This window comes from Candidatus Methylomirabilota bacterium (assembly GCA_035764725.1).
Lineage (GTDB): Bacteria > Methylomirabilota > Methylomirabilia > Rokubacteriales > CSP1-6 > DASRWT01.
Map to the genome: position 1 here is coordinate 14,109 of DASTYT010000047.1, position 18,664 is coordinate 32,772.

General features: G+C 71.7%; 17 protein-coding genes. 10 read left to right on the plus strand and 7 right to left on the minus strand.

Annotated features, from left to right (window positions below; all coding sequences use genetic code 11):
• From VFX14_07025 to VFX14_07045, 5 genes are read left to right on the plus strand one after another with little or no spacing between them, the layout of a single operon-like run.
• Entirely contained in the window at positions 1-681 is a 681-nt protein-coding gene (locus tag VFX14_07025) for a 7-carboxy-7-deazaguanine synthase QueE (protein ID HEU5189423.1), read from the plus strand.
• Positions 681-1,367, plus strand: coding sequence for a 7-cyano-7-deazaguanine synthase QueC (gene queC / locus VFX14_07030; GenBank protein ID HEU5189424.1), 687 nt, complete (start codon positions 681-683; stop codon positions 1,365-1,367). The genes VFX14_07025 and queC overlap by 1 nt, the downstream gene beginning before the upstream one ends.
• Entirely contained in the window at positions 1,364-3,478 is a 2,115-nt protein-coding gene (locus VFX14_07035) for an NAD(P)H-dependent oxidoreductase subunit E (protein ID HEU5189425.1), read from the plus strand. Before queC ends, VFX14_07035 begins: the two co-directional genes overlap by 4 nt.
• A 48-nt stretch (positions 3,479-3,526) precedes the next feature.
• Positions 3,527-6,205, plus strand: a complete 2,679-nt coding sequence (gene fdhF, locus VFX14_07040; protein HEU5189426.1) for a formate dehydrogenase subunit alpha — start codon at positions 3,527-3,529, stop codon at positions 6,203-6,205.
• A 35-nt stretch (positions 6,206-6,240) separates the two neighbouring features.
• The gene (locus tag VFX14_07045; GenBank protein HEU5189427.1) at positions 6,241-6,795 is read left to right on the plus strand and encodes an HAD family phosphatase; all 555 of its coding nucleotides are present in this window, start codon (positions 6,241-6,243) and stop codon (positions 6,793-6,795) included.
• On the opposite strand, the gene VFX14_07050 is transcribed toward VFX14_07045, so the two are convergent.
• On the minus strand, positions 6,792-7,244 hold the full coding sequence (locus tag VFX14_07050) for a ClbS/DfsB family four-helix bundle protein (protein HEU5189428.1): 453 nt from the start codon (positions 7,242-7,244) through the stop codon (positions 6,792-6,794). The genes VFX14_07045 and VFX14_07050 overlap by 4 nt on opposite strands.
• Before the next feature lie 70 nt (positions 7,245-7,314).
• Complete coding sequence (locus VFX14_07055) at positions 7,315-8,118, minus strand: alpha/beta hydrolase (protein ID HEU5189429.1); 804 nt, start codon at positions 8,116-8,118, stop codon at positions 7,315-7,317.
• A 325-nt stretch (positions 8,119-8,443) separates the two neighbouring features.
• Here VFX14_07055 and VFX14_07060 point away from each other — a divergent pair, with 325 nt between their 5' ends.
• Positions 8,444-9,832 (plus strand): putative glycoside hydrolase, encoded by a 1,389-nt coding sequence (locus VFX14_07060; protein ID HEU5189430.1) that lies wholly within the window; start codon positions 8,444-8,446, stop codon positions 9,830-9,832.
• Positions 9,829-10,794 (plus strand): polysaccharide deacetylase family protein, encoded by a 966-nt coding sequence (locus VFX14_07065; GenBank protein ID HEU5189431.1) that lies wholly within the window; start codon positions 9,829-9,831, stop codon positions 10,792-10,794. The genes VFX14_07060 and VFX14_07065 overlap by 4 nt, the downstream gene beginning before the upstream one ends.
• Positions 10,795-10,807: 13 nt before the next feature.
• Here VFX14_07065 and VFX14_07070 read toward each other — a convergent pair whose 3' ends face one another.
• Positions 10,808-13,141: an exo-beta-N-acetylmuramidase NamZ domain-containing protein gene (locus VFX14_07070; protein HEU5189432.1), complete on the minus strand. Its 2,334-nt coding sequence runs from the start codon at positions 13,139-13,141 to the stop codon at positions 10,808-10,810.
• A 31-nt stretch (positions 13,142-13,172) separates the two neighbouring features.
• Here VFX14_07070 and VFX14_07075 point away from each other — a divergent pair, with 31 nt between their 5' ends.
• Both VFX14_07075 and VFX14_07080 read left to right on the plus strand, forming a co-directional pair.
• Positions 13,173-14,102 (plus strand): complex I NDUFA9 subunit family protein, encoded by a 930-nt coding sequence (locus VFX14_07075; GenBank protein HEU5189433.1) that lies wholly within the window; start codon positions 13,173-13,175, stop codon positions 14,100-14,102.
• Positions 14,102-14,560, plus strand: coding sequence for a hypothetical protein (locus VFX14_07080; GenBank protein ID HEU5189434.1), 459 nt, complete (start codon positions 14,102-14,104; stop codon positions 14,558-14,560). Before VFX14_07075 ends, VFX14_07080 begins: the two co-directional genes overlap by 1 nt.
• Here VFX14_07080 and VFX14_07085 read toward each other — a convergent pair.
• Positions 14,557-14,919, minus strand: coding sequence for a hypothetical protein (locus VFX14_07085; GenBank protein HEU5189435.1), 363 nt, complete (start codon positions 14,917-14,919; stop codon positions 14,557-14,559). The genes VFX14_07080 and VFX14_07085 overlap by 4 nt on opposite strands.
• Positions 14,920-15,021: 102 nt before the next feature.
• On the opposite strand from VFX14_07085, the gene VFX14_07090 reads away from it, so the two are divergent.
• Positions 15,022-16,173, plus strand: coding sequence for an MFS transporter (locus VFX14_07090; protein HEU5189436.1), 1,152 nt, complete (start codon positions 15,022-15,024; stop codon positions 16,171-16,173).
• Here the strand turns inward: VFX14_07090 and VFX14_07095 are convergent.
• The 3 genes from VFX14_07095 to VFX14_07105 are packed head-to-tail and all read right to left on the minus strand — an operon-like array spanning position 16,170 to position 18,657.
• Positions 16,170-16,964 (minus strand): SDR family NAD(P)-dependent oxidoreductase, encoded by a 795-nt coding sequence (locus VFX14_07095; GenBank protein HEU5189437.1) that lies wholly within the window; start codon positions 16,962-16,964, stop codon positions 16,170-16,172. The genes VFX14_07090 and VFX14_07095 overlap by 4 nt on opposite strands.
• Complete coding sequence (locus VFX14_07100; protein ID HEU5189438.1) at positions 16,957-17,364, minus strand: DUF393 domain-containing protein; 408 nt, start codon at positions 17,362-17,364, stop codon at positions 16,957-16,959. Before VFX14_07100 ends, VFX14_07095 begins: the two co-directional genes overlap by 8 nt.
• A 42-nt stretch (positions 17,365-17,406) precedes the next feature.
• Positions 17,407-18,657 carry a radical SAM protein gene (locus VFX14_07105; protein ID HEU5189439.1) on the minus strand — a complete coding sequence of 417 codons (1,251 nt, stop codon included), beginning with the start codon at positions 18,655-18,657 and terminating at the stop codon, positions 17,407-17,409.
• Positions 18,658-18,664: the final 7 nt, after the last annotated feature.

Sequence of the window (18,664 nt, forward strand, 5' to 3'; positions counted from 1 at the left end):
ATGGCGAGGGCAGCGGTGAGCGGGCGGGTGGCCGAGGTCTTCTACTCGATCCAGGGGGAGGGCGCGACGGCAGGCGTGCCGGCGGTGTTCGCGCGGCTCCAGGGCTGCACCGTGGGCTGCGCCTGGTGCGACACCAAGTACTCCTGGGACGCGGACGCCGGCCGCTCCATCCACCTCGACGGGCTCCTCGCGGAGATGCACGCCTTCCCCTGCCGCCGCGCGGTGGTCACCGGCGGCGAGCCGCTCGAGTCGGCTCTGTTCGCTCCCCTCGTGGCGGCGCTGCTCGCCGGCGGCTGGGAGGTCGAGGTCGAGACCTCCGGCACGCTCGCCCCGCCCGCGGGTCTCCACGCGCGCCGCATTCAGTGGAACGTGTCCGTGAAGCTGGCCGCCTCGGGCGTCGCCGAGGCTCGGCGCATCCGGCCCGATGCCATCCGCGCATTCCTGGCCGCCGAGGCCTGGTGGAAGTTCGTGGTCACCGACGAGGGAGACCTCGCCGAGGTCCTGCACCTCGCCGAGCGCTTCGCCCTGCCGCGAGGCCGCATCCTCCTCCAGCCCGAAGGCATACGCCGCGAGGACCTGATCGCGCGGAGCCCGTGGGTGGCCGAGGCGTGCACCCGCCACGGCTTCCGCTTCTCACCGCGTCACCACGTGATGCTCTGGGGGGCCCGGCGGGGCGTCTGATGGGCCCACGTGCCGTGGTGCTCCTTTCCGGTGGGCTCGACTCCAGCACCACGCTGGCCATCGCCCGCGCCCAGGGCTTCACGTGCTGTGCGCTCTCGTTCGACTACGGCCAGCGCCACGCCCGCGAGCTCGAGTCGGCGCGCCGGGTGGCTCAGGCGCTCGAGGCGGCCGAGCATTGCGTGCTCCCCCTCGATCTCCGGGCCATCGGCGGCTCGGCGCTCACCGCCGACATCGCGGTGCCCAAGGGCCGTAGCGAGGCCGCGATCGTCGAGGGCATCCCCGTCACCTACGTACCAGCCCGCAACACCATCTTCCTCGCCTACGCGCTTGGCTGGGCCGAGGTGATGGGCGCCCAGGACATCTTCATCGGCGTCAACGCCCTCGACTACTCGGGCTATCCCGACTGCCGCCCGGAGTTCATCGAGGCATTCGAGCAGCTCGCCAACCTCGCGACGAAGGCCGGCGTAGAGGGCACGAGCCGCTTCCGCGTGCACACGCCGCTCATCGCCCTGTCCAAGGCGCAGATCGTGCTCCGCGCGTGGGAGCTGGGCGTGGACTTCGCCCTCACCTGGTCGTGCTACGAGCCGGGCGCGGACGGGCGGCCGTGCGGCGCATGCGACTCCTGCTTGCTGCGCGCCAAGGGCTTCGCCGAAGCGCGCCTGGTCGACCCCGTCGCGACGCCGTGATCGCCCTCGACCACTTCCCCCGCGAGCGCACCTGGCTGCTTCCCGCTCTTCACGCCGTGCAGCACGCGGAGCGCTGGATCTCCCCCGACGCGATCGCCGACATCGCCGCGCATCTGCGGGTGCCGGTGAGCGAAGTTTACGGCGTCGCCACCCACTATCCGGAGCTGCGCCTCGCCGAGCCGGGCCGGCACGTGGCCCGCGTCTGCGTGGGGGTGTCCTGCCGCGTGGGCGGGTCGCTCGATCTCCTGGCCGCGCTCGAGCGGCGCCTCGGCGTGAGGGCGGATGCCACCACCGCCGACGGCGAGTGGACGCTCGAGCGCCTCGACTGCGCCTTCAACTGCTCCATGGCGCCCGTGGCCGAGGTGGACGGCCGCCACCTCGGCCGCGTCGCGCTCGACGACGTGGATCGCGTGCTGGGGGCGCCCGCGCCGATGGGGCGCGGTGCGGAGCCGGGCGTCGAGTACGAGCCCCACCCGCCCGTGATCGCGTTTCCCTCGTCCCCGCCGTCGCCGCTGCCCGCGGGCGATCACGGCCCGGCCATCGGCCAGGTCGTGGATCCCTCGGTCTGGTTCAACGGCCTGGAGCGCGCGGCCCGGGCCCTCGCGAGCCCGGGCGAAGTCCGTCTCGCGGTGGGCGTCGGCTCCTGCGGCCTCTCGGTGGGCGCGGCTACCACCCTGGCTGCCCTCGCCGCCGAGGTAGGCCTGCGCGGCGTGCGCGCGCGCGTGATCGCCGCAGGCTGCTCCGGCCTGTGCTGGGCCGCGCCCACCGTGACCGTGCTCCGCCCCGGCGCGCCGCCCGAGACCGCGGCGCGGGTCGCCCCGGGCGACGTGGGCGCGCTGCTCGATGCCGTCGAGGCCGGCCGCCGCGTCGAGTCGCCGGCGGTGACCGCCTTCCTGGCCGGGCAGCGCCGGGTACTCACCGAGCGATTGGGCGTGGTCGACCCCGGCGACATCGGCGACGCGATCCACCGGGGAAGCTACGCAGCCCTGGCCGCCGTCCTCGCCGCGGGCGATCCGCTGGCGGTGATCGAGACCGTGAAGACCGCGTCACTGCAGGGGCGCGGTGGCGCCTACTTCCCCGCGGCGGTGAAGTGGGAGGGTGCGCGACGCGCCGCCGGCGAGCCCAAGTACCTCATCGTCAACGGCGAGGAGGGCGAGCCCGGCATCTTCAAGGACCGCCATCTCCTCGAGGGCGATCCCCACCGTCTGCTCGAGGGCGCCCTGCTGGCCGCGTATGCCGCCGGGGCCAGCCACGTGTATCTCTATGTGCACGGCGAAGCCAACCTCGCCGCGCGGCGCTTGGAGCGGGCGCTGGATACCGCGCGGCGCTGGGGCCTCGTAAGCCAGCACGTGCTGGGCAGCGATTTCTCGGTCGAGGTCGAGATCCGCCGAGGAGCCGGAGGCTTTGTTCTGGGCGAGGAGACGGCGCTCATGGAGTCGCTGGAGGGGCGTCGTGCCATGCCGCGGGCCAAGCCGCCCTTTCCCGTGGAGGCGGGTCTCTGGGGTAAGCCCACCGTGATCAACAACGTCGAGACGCTCTTCGCCGTGCCGCTGATCGTGGGGCGCGGTGCGGCCTGGTGGAAGGGGCTGGGCCGCGGCCACGGCATGAAGTGCTTCGGCCTCTCGGGCCATGTCCGCCGGCCCGGCCTGGTCGAGCTGCCGATGGGCGCCACGCTCCGCGATCTGGTGGAGGGCCTGGGCGGCGGGCCGGGCGATGGCCACCGGATCCAGGCCGTGCTCGTGGGCGGACCGTCCGGGAGCCTGGTCCCGCCCCGGCTCCTCGATGAGCCCATGGTGCCGGGCGGCGCCGTCAGCCCCGGGACCGGCGGGATCGCGGCCCTGGATGAGCGGGCCTCGCTTCGCGACATCGTGCGCACCCTGCTCGACTTCAATACCCGCGAGTCCTGCGGCAAGTGCACCCCGTGCCGCGAAGGCACGGCGCGGCTCCGGGATCTCCTCGACGGTCGGAGCAACAGCCAGGGGGGCCCGACGCTCGAGGAGCTGAGCGAGGTCGTGCGCCTGGCGTCCCTCTGCGGGCTCGGTCAGGCGGCGCCGCTCTCAATCCTGTCCGCCCTCAAGGAGTTCCCCAGGGAATTCGCAGATCTCCGCTGAACATGTATCATAGCGGAGCAGGCGCAGTCGCGATGGATGGGATCGCGCATGGCCATCACACTCCGCGTAGACGGCTCGGACATCGAAGTCCCCCCGGGCGCCACGGTGCTGGACGCCGTGAACCGACTCGGCGTCCCCCTGCCCCAGCTCTGCAAGGACCCTGACCGGCCGCCGCTGGGCGCCTGCCGCACCTGCCTCGTCCATGTCGAGGGGCAGCGCGGTTTCCCCGCGGCCTGCCACCTGCCCGCGCGCGAGGGCATGGTGGTCGACACCCAGCACGAGGGCGCGGTCCGCCTCCGCAAGGCCGTGCTCGACCTCACGCTCTCCATGCTGACGTCCTCCGGGGACCGGGACAGCTTCGGCCAGGTCGGCGAGGCCGCTGCCCGCCACGGGCTCGAGCACCCGACGTGGCAGCCACACCATCATTTCGAGACCGACGCTTCGAAGTCCTTCTTCGTGCTCGACCGAGAGGCCTGTATCCTCTGCGGCCGCTGCACCACCGCGTGCGCGGAGACGCAGCACATCGGCGCCATCTCGCTCTTGGGCCGCAACCAGGACGCCCGGGTGGGCGTGGTGAGTGACGGCCCCATGTCCGCCTCGATCTGCACCTCGTGCGGCCAATGCGTGGCCACGTGCCCCACCGGCGCCCTCCGCCCCAAAGAGGCAGTGGTCCCGGTCGTCCGTCGGGTGGACACGATCTGTCCGTACTGCGGTGTGGGCTGCGGCATCACCCTCGGCGTCAGGGCGGATGGGCGGCTGGCCGGCATGGCCGACGACGCGCCGGCGAACCCGTCGAGCCGCGGGATGCTCTGCGTGAAGGGGCGCTTCGGCACCGGCTTCGTCCATGCGCGCGACCGCATCATCACCCCCATGATCAAGCGTGAGGGCATCTGGCACGAGGTCAGCTGGGACGAGGCCCTCGATGCCGCCGCCGACGGCCTCGCGCGGAACCTCGGGCACTTCGGCTCGCTGGCCTCGGCCAAGGCCACCAACGAGGACGGCTACGTGATCCAGAAGCTGGCCCGCCACATCATGGGCACGAACAACGTGGATCACTGCACGCGGCTCTGCCACTCACCCTCGGTGGAGGCCATGCTGGTCTCGATGGGCTCCGGCGCCACGTCGAACTCCTACGACGACTACGAAGAAGCGGGCTGTCTCATGGTCGTGGGGGCCGAAGCCTCCGCCAACCACCCCGTGATCGCGGTGCGCTTCCGGCGCGCCGTCGCGCGCGGAGCTCGGCTGATCGTGGTCAATCCCAAGCGCGTGGAGATCTGCAACCAGGCCGATCTCTGGATACAGGAGCGGCCGGGCACCGATGTCGCGCTGTTCAACGCGATGGCCAAGGTGCTGCTGGACGAGGGGCTGGCCGATCTGGGCTGGATCCGCGCGCGCACCGAGAACTTCGACGCGTGGGCGGCGGCGCTGGGGCCCTATACCCTGGAGTACGCGGAGACGGTCACGGGGGTGCCGGCCGAGGACATCGCCCAGGCCGCGCGCTGGTATGCGAAGCCGCCGTTCGCGGGCTCCTGCCTCATCTGGGGTATGGGCATCACCCAGCACATCAACGGCACGGCCAACGCTCACGCGCTGCTGAACCTCTCGCTGGCCGCGGGCCAGATGGGCTTCCCCGCCTCGGGAATCTCGCCGCTCCGGGGGCAGAACAACGTCCAGGGCTGCGGTGACGCGGGCTGCATCCCCACCAACCTGCCCGGCTACGCCGACTACTCGGCCCAGAGCCTCGACCGCTTCGAGCGGGTCTGGGGCCGCCGGCCGCCCGCCGAGCCCGGCCTCGTCGTCACGGAAATGGTGGAGGGCTGCCTCGACGGTCGCATCCGCGCCATGTACGTGGTGGGCGAGAACCCGCTGCTGTCCGAGCCGGACCTCCACCAGGCCGAGAAGGCGCTGGCCCAGCTCGACTGCCTGGTGGTCCAGGACCTCTTCATGCACGAGACCGCGGAGAAGGCCCACGTCTTCCTGCCCGCGGCCGCGTTCGCCGAGAAGGACGGCACGTTCACCAACTCCGAGCGGCGCGTGCAGCGCATCCGTCGTGCGCTGCCCCCGCCGGGCCAGACGCGACCGGACTGGTGGGTGACCGGCGAGCTGGCGCGGCGGATCGCGCGACGCCTGGGGCTCCCACCCACCGGCTTCGACTACGACGATCCGAGCCAGATCTGGACGGAGCTGGTCAGTCTCTGGCCCGCGGTCGCCGGGATCTCCTACGCCCGGCTCGAGTCGGGCGGGCTCCAGTGGCCGTGTCCCACGCCCGAGCATCCGGGCACGCGCTTCCTCTACGCCGAGTCCTTCCCTCGCGGGCGCGCGCGCTTCGTGCCGGTGGAGCAGACCGCCACGGCCGCCGAGCTGCCCGATCCCGACTATCCGCTCATCCTCAGCACGGGGCGCCTGCTCTATCACTGGCACGGCGGCACGCTGACCCGGCGGGTGCAGGGCCTGCTCGAGCTGGCGCCGCGCCTCGAGATCGCGGTGAACCCGGCCGACGCCCGCCGGCTCGGGATCGAGACCGGCGCCCGGGTGCGGATGACCTCGCGACGGGGCGAGCTGGACGGCTACGCCCAGGTCACCGAGGCGGTGCGGGCGGGCGCCGTGTTCGTCCCGTTCGTGAAGCTCGAGACTTCCGCGGCCAACTTCCTGACCAACTCGGCCCACGATCCCTCGGCGAAGATCCCCGAGTACAAGGTCTGCGCCGTCCGCCTCGAACGCGCCTGATCCTCTTCGACCTGGGCGGCGTGGTCTGCCGCTTCGTGCCCCAGCGGCGCCTGGCGGCCCTCGAGCGGCTCACGGGGCTCTCTTCCACCGAGGTCCACAGACGCGTCTGGGCGAGCGGCCTGGAGGAGGCCTGCGAGCGAGGCGACTTTCCGGCCGACGAGGCGGCGACCCGGATCGCGGCCGCCCTCGGCCGGCCGCTGACGCTCGACGAGCTCGCGGCCACATGGGCGCTGGCCTTCGAGCCCGACCTCGACGTGCTCGAGATCACCCGCGCCCGACGGGCGCGCGGCCCCATCGGGCTCCTGACCAACAACGGCCCGCTGCTCCTTCACGCCCTCCCGACGGCGCTGCCGGAGATCGCGCACGGCTTCGATCCCCTGCTCTTCTCCTGCCGTCTGCGCGCGCTCAAGCCGACACCGACCCTCTTCGCGGCCGTTCTGCGTGAGGTGGGGCGCGATCCGGACGAGGTGCTCCTGATCGACGACTCGGTGGCCAACGTCGAGGGCGCTCGCGCCGCGGGCCTGGAGGCCCTCCTCTATACGGACCCGGCGGCCCTGCGACGCGAGCTCTCGGCTCGGGCGGACGCCTAGCGGCCCTTTCGCCAGTCTCGAATCTGGCCGGCGTGCTCCCGGTAGTGCTGGGTCGTGGCGCCCTCGAACATCCCTCGAGCGGGCTGCTCAGGGGCGAAGTGCGACTCCGGAAGCGTCTCCGCAGCGGCGATGATGGCCCGATGCTCGCGGTCCACCTCGGCGAGGATGTCCGCCGGGTGCGTCCCCTCCCGCGCCGCCACGAATCGGGCGTTCCAGTCGTCGAAGTCGTCGTACTTGCCGTCGGGATACGCCTTCTCGCCACGGCTGACGCGCTCGAGGGCCGCCGCCATCTCGCGGTCCCACGCCGCGATGTGGATCAGGATCTCGCGCGTGCCCCACACCCCCAGGAACACCTGCGTGAGCTCCGAGTCGCTGAGCCCGCCGACCGCCTCGGTGAGCTCCCCGTATGCCTGGTTCGCCTCCGCCAGCAGTGCCTGCTTGTGCGCCATGTCGTCCTCCCCGGGCTCGCCTGAGCCGTGTTTTGCAGGGAAGACACCGTTTCCCGTCCGGCGTGAAAGGCTAGGCCGGAGGGAGCTCGCTCAGGAAGGCATCCAGGGCGCCGGCGAACGCCCCCGGGGTGTCGAGCGTCAGGTGATGATAGGCCCCGGGGAGATCGACGAACCGGGCCCTGGCCAGGCGCTTCATGATGTCCTGAGCCATGGGAACCGGCAGGATCGGCGAATGCTCCCCGCGCACGACCAGGGTGGGCGCGACGATGCGCTCGAGCAGCGGCCAGGCGTCGACCGGCTGACGCTCGCCGCTGGTGGCGGGGTCGAAGCGATAGAGGAAGCGCCCCTCGCGCTCGACGATGCCCTCGCGGGCCAGGTGCTGGAGCAGTGCGGGGTCGGCGATGGTCTCCCGCGGCAGCAGCCGGAAGCTCGCCAGGGCGGACCCGAAGGTCTCGTGCCGTCGCGGCCCCCGATGCCCGCGGTGGTGCATGGCGTTCAGACGCTCCGGCGGGAGCGACGGGCGGCTATCGATGATGGCCAGCGCGGACACGCGCTCGGGGTGCCAGCCCGAGAACGCGATGGCGTTGTGCCCGCCCATGGAGTGGCCGGCCAGCGCCATGCGCGGCCAGCCCATCGCATCCATCACGCCCGAGAGGTCGGCGGTGAAGTGCCCGGTGCCGTACTCCTGCGCCGGCGACCACTGGCTCTCCCCGTGCCCTCTTTGATCGAGCGACAGGATGTGATAGCGGCCGACGAACTTCGGAACCACGGCGTCGAACCAGTGGGCGTGCGCGGAGCCCCCGTGAAGGAAGCAGAGGGGGTGGCGACCGGGCGCAGGCCACTCCAGCGCGCTGAGCCGGAGGCCGTTCACCATGAAGCTTCTGCGTACCGCGGCGCTACAGGCGAATCCAGGGGTAGTGGTCATGAGCGGCATTCTATACCGCCCGCCGAGTGACCTTCGTGTCGAGCCCGCGACGCGAATTGTCAGCGAGAGTCAGCCGGGCACCGCTCGGGCTCGTCGCGCGTTGCATTCGTAGGACGTCATATCGCGAACTTGGTCCGACTTGGTCCGCGCCGCATCGATGGCAAGGGAGTTGCTGTCTGAAGGAGCGGGAGGACCATCCGTGACCGACTGGTGCGCTCGAGTGAAGAATTTCTTTCGGAGTGAACGTAGCGAGGCAGTAACGTCGGATTCGCCCATGACGCTTTCGCCCACGACCGAGACGCCACGACGGCGCCTCATCGTCGTCGGCGTCGTCGCGCTGGCGTCGATCTCTCTGGCCCTCCTCGCTGGGTACGTCCTCCTCGCCGCCCCGCAGCGCATCCTCGCGAGCCAGGGCGCGCCGGAGCCGGTGACGCTCGGTGGCCGCGTGGTGGATCCGGCCGGCAAGCCTCTCCGCGGCGCCTCCGTGATGGTGGGCAGCCTCCTCGTGCAGACGGACGCCGAGGGCCGCTACACGATCGGCCCCCTCGGGATCGACCGCTCGGCGCTGGTCCGGATGCCCGGCTACGCCAAGGAACGGCTGGCGCTCGAGGGCAAGGACCAGACGGTCACGCTCCGGCCTCATCCCATCAAGGCCGCGTACCTCACCTACTACGGGATCGCCGACAAGGGCATCCGCGAGCGGGTCTTCGATCTCCTCGGCCGCACGGAGCTCAACGCGGTGGTCATCGACGTCAAGGGCGACCGGGGGCTCATTCCCTACCGGACCCAGGTGCCCGCCGCCCTCGCAGCCGGCGCCCTGGGCCCGGTGATCATGAAGGACTTCGACCAGATCCTGGCCGACCTCAAGCGCCGGAACGTCTACACGATCGCGCGCATCGTCTCCTTCAAGGAGAACGTGCTCGCCAACGCCCGGCCCGAGCTGGCGATCATCGACACCCGCACCGGCAAGCCGTGGATGGACAACGAGAAGCTCGCCTGGGTGGACCCCACCCGTGAAGAGGTGTGGGACTACCTGATCGCGGTCGCCAAGGAGGCGGCGCTCAAGGGCTTCGACGAGATCCAGTTCGACTATGTGCGCTTCCCCACCGACGGCAAGCTGGGGGCGGCGAAGTACTCGAAGCCCATCACGCCGCAGGTGCGGATCGAGACGATCGCCGCCTTCCTCGCCAAGGCCAAGCGCGAGCTGGCGCCGACCGGGGCCTTCGTCGGGGCCGACATCTTCGGCTACACCGCCTTCAACGACAACGACACCGACATCGGGCAGCGCATCGAGGATCTGGCGCCCCACGTGGACTATCTGAGCCCGATGGTTTACCCGTCGGGCTATCACCTGGGCATCCCCGGCTACCGGAACCCAGTGCAGCACTCCTACGAGATCGTCCGTGAGAGCGTCCGCCTCACGCGCAAGCGCACCGAGGGCCTGCCGGTGCAGATCCGCCCCTGGATCCAGGACTTCAAGGACTACGCCTTCGACAAGCGCATCTTCGGCGTGACCGAGATCCGCGATCAGATGCGCGGCGCCGACGATGCCGGCGGGGCGGGCTGGATGCTCTGGAACCCGCGCAACGACTACACCGCGGCGGCCCTCCGCCCGGCGAACGCGACCCTGGCGAAGAAGTCGCCCGCGACGTCGCAGCCTTGAAGCGGCGGCCGCTCGCCGGGGCGATCGCCGCCGTCGCCCTGCTCGCTTCCCCGCTCCTGGCGCAGACGTCCCGGCCCGCCGAGCTCGCCGCCAACGAGCTCGGCCGGGTGATGATCCTCGAGTACCACAAGATCGACCATCCCGAAGAGCGCTGGACGCGGACACCGGCCAATTTCCGGCGGGACCTCCAGCGCCTGTGGGAGCGCGGCTATCGCACCGCCGCCCTCGGCGACTACCTCGACGGGCGGATCCGGCTGCCGAAGGGCACCACGCCCGTTATCCTGACCTTTGACGACTCTTCGCCCGGCCAGTTCCGCTACATCGAGAAGAATGGCGGCTGGGAGATCGACCCCGACTGCGCCATCGGCATCCTGGAGCAGTTCGAGCGCGAACACCCCGAGTTCGGCCACGCGGCGAGCTTCTACGTGCTGCCGGGGGCGAGCCCGCCCAACCGCCTCTTCAATCAGCCGGATCTCGTGGGCAAGAAGCTCGCGTACCTCAAGAGCCGCGGCTACGAGATCGGCAACCACACCCTCTGGCACGCGAACCTCGCCAAGTACGACGAGCCGACGGTGCGGAAGCAGCTCCTGGAATCCCAGGAGTGGGTGCAGCGGCATCTCCCGGGGTACCGCTTCCGGACCCTGGCGCTCCCCATGGGCAGCTATCCCAAGGACCTCGCGTGGGCCATCTCGGGCGGTTCAGGCGAGGGCTATCGCCACGACGCCATCCTGATGGTGGCGGGGGGCGCCGCGCTCTCGGCGCACGCGCGAGGCCTCGATCCCTATCACCTGCCCCGCATCCAGGCGACCGAGGCCGAGCTCAACTACTGGCTCAACTACTTCGACTCGCGCCCCGACGAGCGTTACGTGAGCGACGGGGACGCGGTCACCATCACGGTGCCCGGCGGCAAGAGCGCCCAGGTGCGGACGCCCGGAGGCGTCAAGGTCGTCGAGCGCCGATGAGGGAAACCGTCCCTCAGTAGATGAGATACGACGCGCGACGCTGGAGGAAGCTGGCTCGGTCGGCGTCGGCCCAGCTCCAGATGCGCGTCACGGGGTCCCTCCGCAGGAGGGACCAGATCGTCGAGCGGTTCACCAGCAGGTTCTGGATCGCGGCGGCCCGGAAGCTCGTCGGGTAGCGCCCCATCAGCTCGCGCGCGATCGCGAGCCCCATCGGCGTGGTCTGCAGGATGTCCCGGTCCGTCACGACCAGGCGCACCCCCGCCAGCGGCTGATTGGCGAACATGCTCGAGGTCGGCGTGAACCGGATCGGCTCGAAGCGCACCCCCTGCAGCTGCAGCGAGTTGAGGCCCTGGGCCAGCGGCGCGGGGTCCTCGATCCAGGGCGCCCCGATCACCTCGAAGGGCATGTCGGTGCCGCGGCCGACCGAGAGATTGGTGGCCTCGAGCAGCCCCACGCCCGAGTAGAGGAGCGCCTGGGGGAGCGAGCGGATGTTCGGCGACGGATTCACCCAGGGAAGCCCGGTCTCGTCGAACCAGCGCCGGCGGTCCCAGCCTTCCAGCGGCACCACGGTGAGGCTCACGTTGAGCTTCCGCTCGGCCACGATCATGCGGGCGAACTCGCCGATGGTCATGCCCGTCCGCACCGGGATGGTGTGCGGGGACGTGAAGGATCGGAGGTCCGCGTCCATCACCGGGCCCTCGACCAGCCGCCCGGTGATCGGGTTGGGCCGGTCGAGCACGATGACCGGCATGCCCCGGCGCGCCCCCTCCTCGAGGATGTAGACCAGCGTCGTGAGGTAGGTGTAGTAGCGGGCGCCCACGTCCTGGATGTCGAAGACGAAGGTGTCCACACCGCCCAGCATGGATGAGGTGGGCCGCCGCTCGGCGCCATAGAGGCTCCACACGGGTAGCCCCGTCGCCACGTCGCGGCCGTGCGGCACGTTGGTGTCGAGCTGGCCGGCCAGCCCGTGCTCCGGCGAGAAGATGGCCTTGAGCTTGACGCCGGGCGCCGCGGCGAGGAGATCCACATTCCGCCGCCCCTGCGCGCTCACCCCGGTCTGATTGGTCACGAGGCCCACCGAGCGGCCCACCAGGGGCGCGAAGGACTGGGCCACGAGCTGATCGAGCCCGGTGCGCACCACCGTGGCACGCGGCGCGACGGGATCCGCGGCGGGCGCGGGCACCTCGGCCGGCTCCGCCACCCTCGCGGGCGGCGCCGCGCCGCCGAAGAACGCGGCCCCCACCTCGCCGCTCGTGCGCCGGCGGAGGTCCATCACGTTGCCCTTGCCGTAGGGGTGCACGCGGTTGGTGAGGAGGATCGTGTAGACGCGGCTGGCCGGGTCCATCCAGATCGAGGTGCCGGTGAAGCCGGTATGCCCCACCGAGCCCACGGGGAAGAACGAGCCGAGGGTCCGCGAGTAGGCGGACGACATGTCCCAGCCCAGCGCCCGCGTGGTTTCGCCGATCTGCTGCGGGGTCAGCATCGCGGCGATCGTGGACTCCTTGAAGTAGCGCTTCCCGTCCAGCTCGCCCCCGCGCAGCAGCATGCGGCAGTAGCGCGCGAGGTCGTCCCCGGTGGAGAAGAGACCCGCGTGGCCCGCCACGCCGCCCAGGAGCCGCGCGTTGCCGTCGTGGACCGTCCCGCGCAGGAGTCCCGAGCCCAGGATCTCGGTGGGCGCGATGCGCGGCTTCCACTCCGCGGGCGGCCGGAAGGCCGTGTCCTTCATGCCCAGCGGCACGTAGAAGCGCCGGCGCGTGAACTGGTCGAGCGCCTCCCCGGACACGCGCCGTACCATCTCGGCGAGCAGGATGAAGCCGGTGTCGCTGTAGTGGAACGTGGTGCCCGGCGTGTAGACGAGCCCCGCCTTGGCGAGCAGCCGGGCCGTCTCCGGAAAGCCCCGCGGGATGGCCGTCGGGGACGGCAGGTCGGGGAATCCCGCGCTGTGGGTCAGCACCCGGCGCACCGTGATCTCCCTGTACGCGGGCCCGCCGAATTCGTGCACGTAGCGGCCGAGCGGCGCGTCCAGGTCGACCTTCCCGTGTTCGACCAGCCAGAGCACGGCGGGCAGCGTGGCCACGACCTTGGTGAGCGAGGCGATGTCGTAGATCGTGTTGACGGTCAGGGGCTCGGGCTTCGGCACCAGCGAGCGCATGCCCCACGCCTTGCGGTACAGCACGCGGTCACCCTGGCCCACCACGATGACCGCGCCGGGCACGTCCCCCGCCGCCGTGGAGTCACGGGCCGCATCGTCGAGGCCGCTCAGCTCGGGGGTGGTCGTCTGGGCCAGCGCGCGGCCCACGAGGCCGACGCCGAGGAGCAAGCCGAGCAGGAGCGCGACGAGCCGCACCCCCTTATCATACGTGCTAGGCTTCGCTCCGATGCAGCGCATCTTCGTGACCGGCGGCACCGGCTTCGTGGGCAAGCAGGTCATCCGTGCCCTCGTAGCCCAGGGCTTCCTGGTCCGTGCCCTCGTCCGCCACGGCTCGGAGCGTGATCTGCAGGGCTTCGAGTCGATCGAGCGCGTGCCCGGCGACGTGCTCAAGCCCGACGCCCTGCCCGCCTCCGTCGAGGGCTGTAGCGCGGTCGTGCACCTGGTGGGCATCATTCGCGAGCAGCGGAGCCGCGGCGTCACCTTCGACGCCCTCCACACCCGCGCGACCCAGAACATGCTGGCGGTGGCGCGCGCAGCCGAGGTGAAGCGCTTCCTCCACATGAGCGCGCTGGGCACGCGACCCGACGCGCGCTCCCGCTATCACCGGACCAAGTGGGCGGCCGAGCAGGCGGTGCGGACCAGCGGACTCGACTGGACGATATTCCGCCCGTCGGTCATCTTCGGGCGCGGCGACGAGCTGGTGACGATGCTGGCCGGCATGATTCGGCGATTGCCCGCGGTGCCGGTCCTCGGCGACGGCCGCTATCGCCTTCAGCCCATCGCGGTCGAGCAGGTCGCCGAGGGCTTCGCGCGGGCCGCGCGCAATCAGCGCAGCGTGGGACACGTTTATGGCGTGGCCGGGCCCGCGGACTACCCGTTCGTCGAGATCCTCGACCGCATCGGGCGGGCCGTGGGGCGGGCCCGCGTGCGCAAGCTCCACGTGCCCCTGGGCCCCGTGCGCACCGCGACGTCGATGCTCCAGGCCCTGCCATTCTTTCCGCTCACGCGGGATCAGCTCACGATGCTGGAAGAGGAGAACGTCACCGATCCGAGCGCCTTCTACGCGGATTTCGGCATTCGCCCGGAGCCGTTCGACCTCGGCCTGGCGCGTATGTTCGCCGAGGGCGCCACGCCGGCAAAGATCGCGGGAGCCTGATGTCGGGCGCGGGGGGCGCCTTCGCCCATCAGCACGGCGACCCGCGCAGCCTCGCCGAGCGGATCGAGGCGCAGCTCCGCGCGCGCATCGAAGAGGCCGCCGAGATGGCGAGCCTCGACCTGCTGGTGGCCCTACGTGCGCGCGCCGGGCGCCCTGCCCCGGAAGACGGGAACGAGCGCGACCGCGCGGAGCTCTCCGCCCTCGCCTTCGAGTTCCTAGGCGCGCTGCGGTGCACGCTGGTCGCGGAGCTCCCGGAGGCCGAGCGCGCGGCGCTCGAGGCGGCCGAAGCACGCGCGGAGGACGCGCGCGCCCACGCCCTGGCCGGACACGCGCGCCTCGCTCGCCGCCTGCCCGACTACTGGCAGCGCTTTGAGGCCGGGCGCCTCGCCTTCGCGGAAGCCCGCGTCGCGACCGTCGGGCAGGAGCGCGGCTGGCTCCGGCGGATCTTCGGCCGCTAGGCCGCGCGTCGATCTGATGTGCCGGCTGGTGTGCTGGCCGATGTGCTGGCGGACGCGCCGGCCGATGCGCCGCCGGTCGCGCTCGCCGCAGCCGTCGCGCGCAGGCCCGCGACGGCCCAGAGGTCGGCGCAGGCCTCCAGGGCGCGCGACCATTCCTCGTAGCCGGCGAGCAGGCGCAGCCGTGCGGCGGCCAGTCGCGCCTCGGCCTCCTCGGTCCGGGCGCGCGCCTCGGGGTCGAGTCCCGCAAGCGCCGCCCCGGTGCCCGGGGACACGGCCAGACGGTCCAGGAGCTGTGCCAGGTCGGCTCGGAGCAAGCGGTCGAGAGCGCTGCCATTCAGCGGGTTCGTGGGGCGACTCATGGGGACCTCCTCCTACCAGGTAGATATACTCAACATATGAAGAGGTGCCCTGTCAAGCCACACTTGACTGGCGCGGAGGGCTCCCCCACAGTCGCGCGCGGGATGCAGCGCGATGCCTGGCTCGTCTTCGCCGCCAAGACCACGCGCACGTTCTGTTACGGCGCGCTGGGGGTCCTGGTGCCCGTTCACCTGGTCCGCCTGGGCATGGATGCCCGGGGCCTGGGTCTGGCGGTCACGCTGACCCTGGTATCCAGCGCCGCGCTCACGTTCGCCGTGCAGCGGCCCTCACGTCGCTGGGGGCCTCGCGTGGCCCTGGTGGGGCTCGCGGGGCTGAGTCTGATTGCGGGCGTGCTCTTCTTGGTGTCCTGGGAGCCATGGCTGGTGGTCATGGCCGCCATGCTCGGCAACCTCGCCGTGGGCACGGGGGAGACCGGCCCCTTCCAGGCGCTCGAGCAGGTCGTGGTGACGCGTGCCTCGCCGCGCGACGCGCTCACGCGCATGCTGAGCCTCTACAATCTCGTCGGCTACGTCGCCTCCGCCTTCGGCGCCGCGCTGATCGCCCGCCTCCCCGACTCACCGCGTGGCGTCTTCGGGCTATTCCTCGTGGGGGCGCTCGTACAGGTCGCCGCCTACGCCCGGATGCGGCCGGCCGTCGCCGCGACACCGGCCCAGCGCGTGGCCTCGAGCGCGCCCTCGCGGCCCCTCGTGCGTCGCATCGCGGCGCTGTTCGCTCTGGATTCCCTCGCGGGTGGCTTCGTGATCCAGAGCATGGTGACGTACTGGTTCTACACGCGCTTCGGGCTGACCCTCGCGCAGCTCGGCTGGATCTTCTTCGGCACCCAGATCCTGTCGGGCCTCTCGCTGCTGCTTGCCGCGAGGCTGGCCCCGCGGCTCGGCCTGGTCAACACGATGGTATTCTCGCACCTGATCTCGAACCTCTTGCTGATCGCCGTGGCCCTGGCGCCTACGGCGCTGGGCGCGGTGGCCTTGCTGCTGGCGCGCCACCTCCTCTCCCAGATGGACCTGCCCACGCGCCAGACCTTCCTGATGCTCGCGGTGGAGGACCATGAGCGGGAGCATGCCGCCACGCTCACCAACACGAGCCGGACCCTGGCCCAGTCCGTGAGTCCGACCCTCACGGGATGGATCATGCAGGGGCTGTCGCTCTCCGCCCCGTTCATCCTGGGCGGCGGGCTCAAGATCGTCTACGATCTGCTGCTCTACGTGACGATCCGCAACGTGCGGATGCGCTAGCTCCGCGGCGCCGTCGCCCCGAGCGCTCGGCCCATGACGCGGTCGACCAGGCCCGGAACGAGCGCGGCGAGACCGGCCAGGAGCCGCGCGGGCCGGTAGGGATACACCTCGGGGCGCGGGCGCCGCACGCAGCGCAGGATGGCGCGGGCCACCGTCTCCGCGGACTGAATCGGCCCCGTCCGGCGCATCTCCATGCGCCGCGTCTCGGCCTGATGGAACTCGGTCGCCGTGTAGATCGGGTACACGAGGCTCACGACGATGCCGGTGTCGCGCAGCTCGAGCCGCAGCGCCTCGCTAATGGCGCCGAGGGCGAACTTGGTGGCGCCGTACGCCGCGCGCCCTGGCATGTTGCGCCGTCCCACTATCGACGACACGTTGATGACATGGCCGCGGCCCTGGCGGCGCATATGGGGGAGCGCGGCCTGGATGGCGACGATGGGCGCCAGCAGGTTCAGCTCGAGCAGCGCGCGGAACTCGGCGGTCGACGTGTCCTCGAAGCGAGCGGCGAGCCCGCGCGCCGCGTTGTTGACGAGGACGTCGAGCGCGCCGTGGCGCCGCGCCACCTCGTCCACCATCGCGCGCACCGCCGCCTCGTCGGTGACGTCGACGGGATGGACCGAGACCAGGGCGCCGCGTGCGCCCAGCTCGGCCGCCAGGGACTCCAGACGATCTGCCCGCCGCGCACAGAGCGCGAGGCGCATGCCCGCCTCCGCGAGCACGCGCGCGGTGGCCGCGCCGATCCCGGCGGAGGCGCCCGTGATGAGGGCGACGCGCCCCCGCGGGTCAGGCACGCGAGGTGCCGATGGCGCAGGAGATCCGGTAGCGGTTGCGGGCGATCCAGCGATATGCGAGCGGCGCCACGAGCCCCGCGCCGGGCAGGCGGAACAATGCGGCCGCCCAGCGCCAGCCCCGCAGCCGGCGGAGGATCTCGGGCAGCGCGTCGGCCCCGCCCAGCACGCGGCCGTCCGGGAGCACCAGCTGTATCGCCTCCATGCACGTGGCCTCCGCCATGGCGGGATAGCGCGCGTGTCGCTCCGGCGCCTGGCACGGCAGGAACTCGAACGCGTCCGGGCGGGCGCGGCGCGAGACCCAGCCCACGCTGCCCTGGCACAGGCCACAGGTGCCGTCATAGATGACGACGGCGCGGCCGGGCGCCGCCTTCAGGTCTTTCGAGCTCGTGGGCTCGCTCATGGGCTCATTGTAGGCGCGGAGGACCGTCCGGCGAAGCCGGCGTCAGCGGTACGCGCAGGGCGGCGTGGGGGTGCTCCAGACCACGCTCGGCAGATGCCGCCCGTCCGCGAAGAGTCCCTGCTGCAGCGGCGGACGCTCCCGCGCGAGGCGGCGGCCACCCAGGGTGAGGTAGTAGCCCGCGCGGTAGACGTCCACACCGAGACGCCGGAGATCCTCGGCGCCCCGCAGCACCACGCGGCGCCGCTCCGTCACGATGCGTTCGGCCGCGCGCGGACCGACGCCGGGCACGCGCAGCAGCAGGTCCTGGGCCGCGCGTGCCACGTCCAGGGGAAAGTCCTCCGGGTGCGCCAGGGCCCACGCCGTCTTGGGATCGTGCTCCAGCGGCAGATTGCCGTCGGCGGCGAAGGGCAGCTCGTCGAAGCGAAAGCCGTACTGGCGCATCAGGTGCTCGGCCTGATAGAGACGGAACTCGCGAGCGGAGGGCGTGGGCGGCAGGCCCTCCATCGGCGTGCCCGCCACGGGCTGGAACGCGCTGAAGTGCGCGTGATGTAGCAGGCCCTGTCGCTCGAGCCGGCCCACCAAGCCCAGGATTTCCTGGTCCTGCTCGCCCTGCGCCCCCACCACGAACTGCGTGGTCGTGCCCATGCGTGCGGGCCCGTCCAGCCGGTGCTCCAGCCGCGCGTCACGCGCGAGTCGGCCGGCGAGCTCGAGGCTCGGCAGCAGATCGCCCGAGAGGTCCTTTTCCTTGGCGAGCCGTCGCACCACGTCGTCGCGCGGCCCCTCCAGATTGACCGAGACCCGATCGCAGAGCCGCGCGGCCTCGCGCACCTGATCCCGCTGGGCGCCCGGCAGGACCTTCATGTGGACGTAGCCCGTGAAGCCCTCCCGTCGCCGAAGGATGTGCACGGCGTCGAGCATCCGATCCATGGCGCGAACGGCGCGGCCCGGCACGCCCGAGGTGAGGAAGAGGCCGCTGACGAGCCCGGCGCGATGGGCCTCGACGAACGTGCGCGCGACCTCCTCCGGCGCCAGCGCGGTGCGCTTCACGTGGCCGCCGCAGAAGGTCGGGCAGTAGCCGCAGGACAGCGAGCAGGCGTTCGTCTGCATCACGCGCATGAGGCTGGTGCTGCCGCGCCCCGGGATTCGCACCTTGCGGATCCCGACGGGGCTCTCACCCGCGCCGGGAGCGGCCAGGCGGTGATGGGGCAGCGGCATGCCGTGCTCGCGGTCGTCGGCCGCGGCCTCCGAGAGAATGGCCAGTCGCGCGTGTCGGTCCAGGCCTTGGCTGCTCATGAGGGCA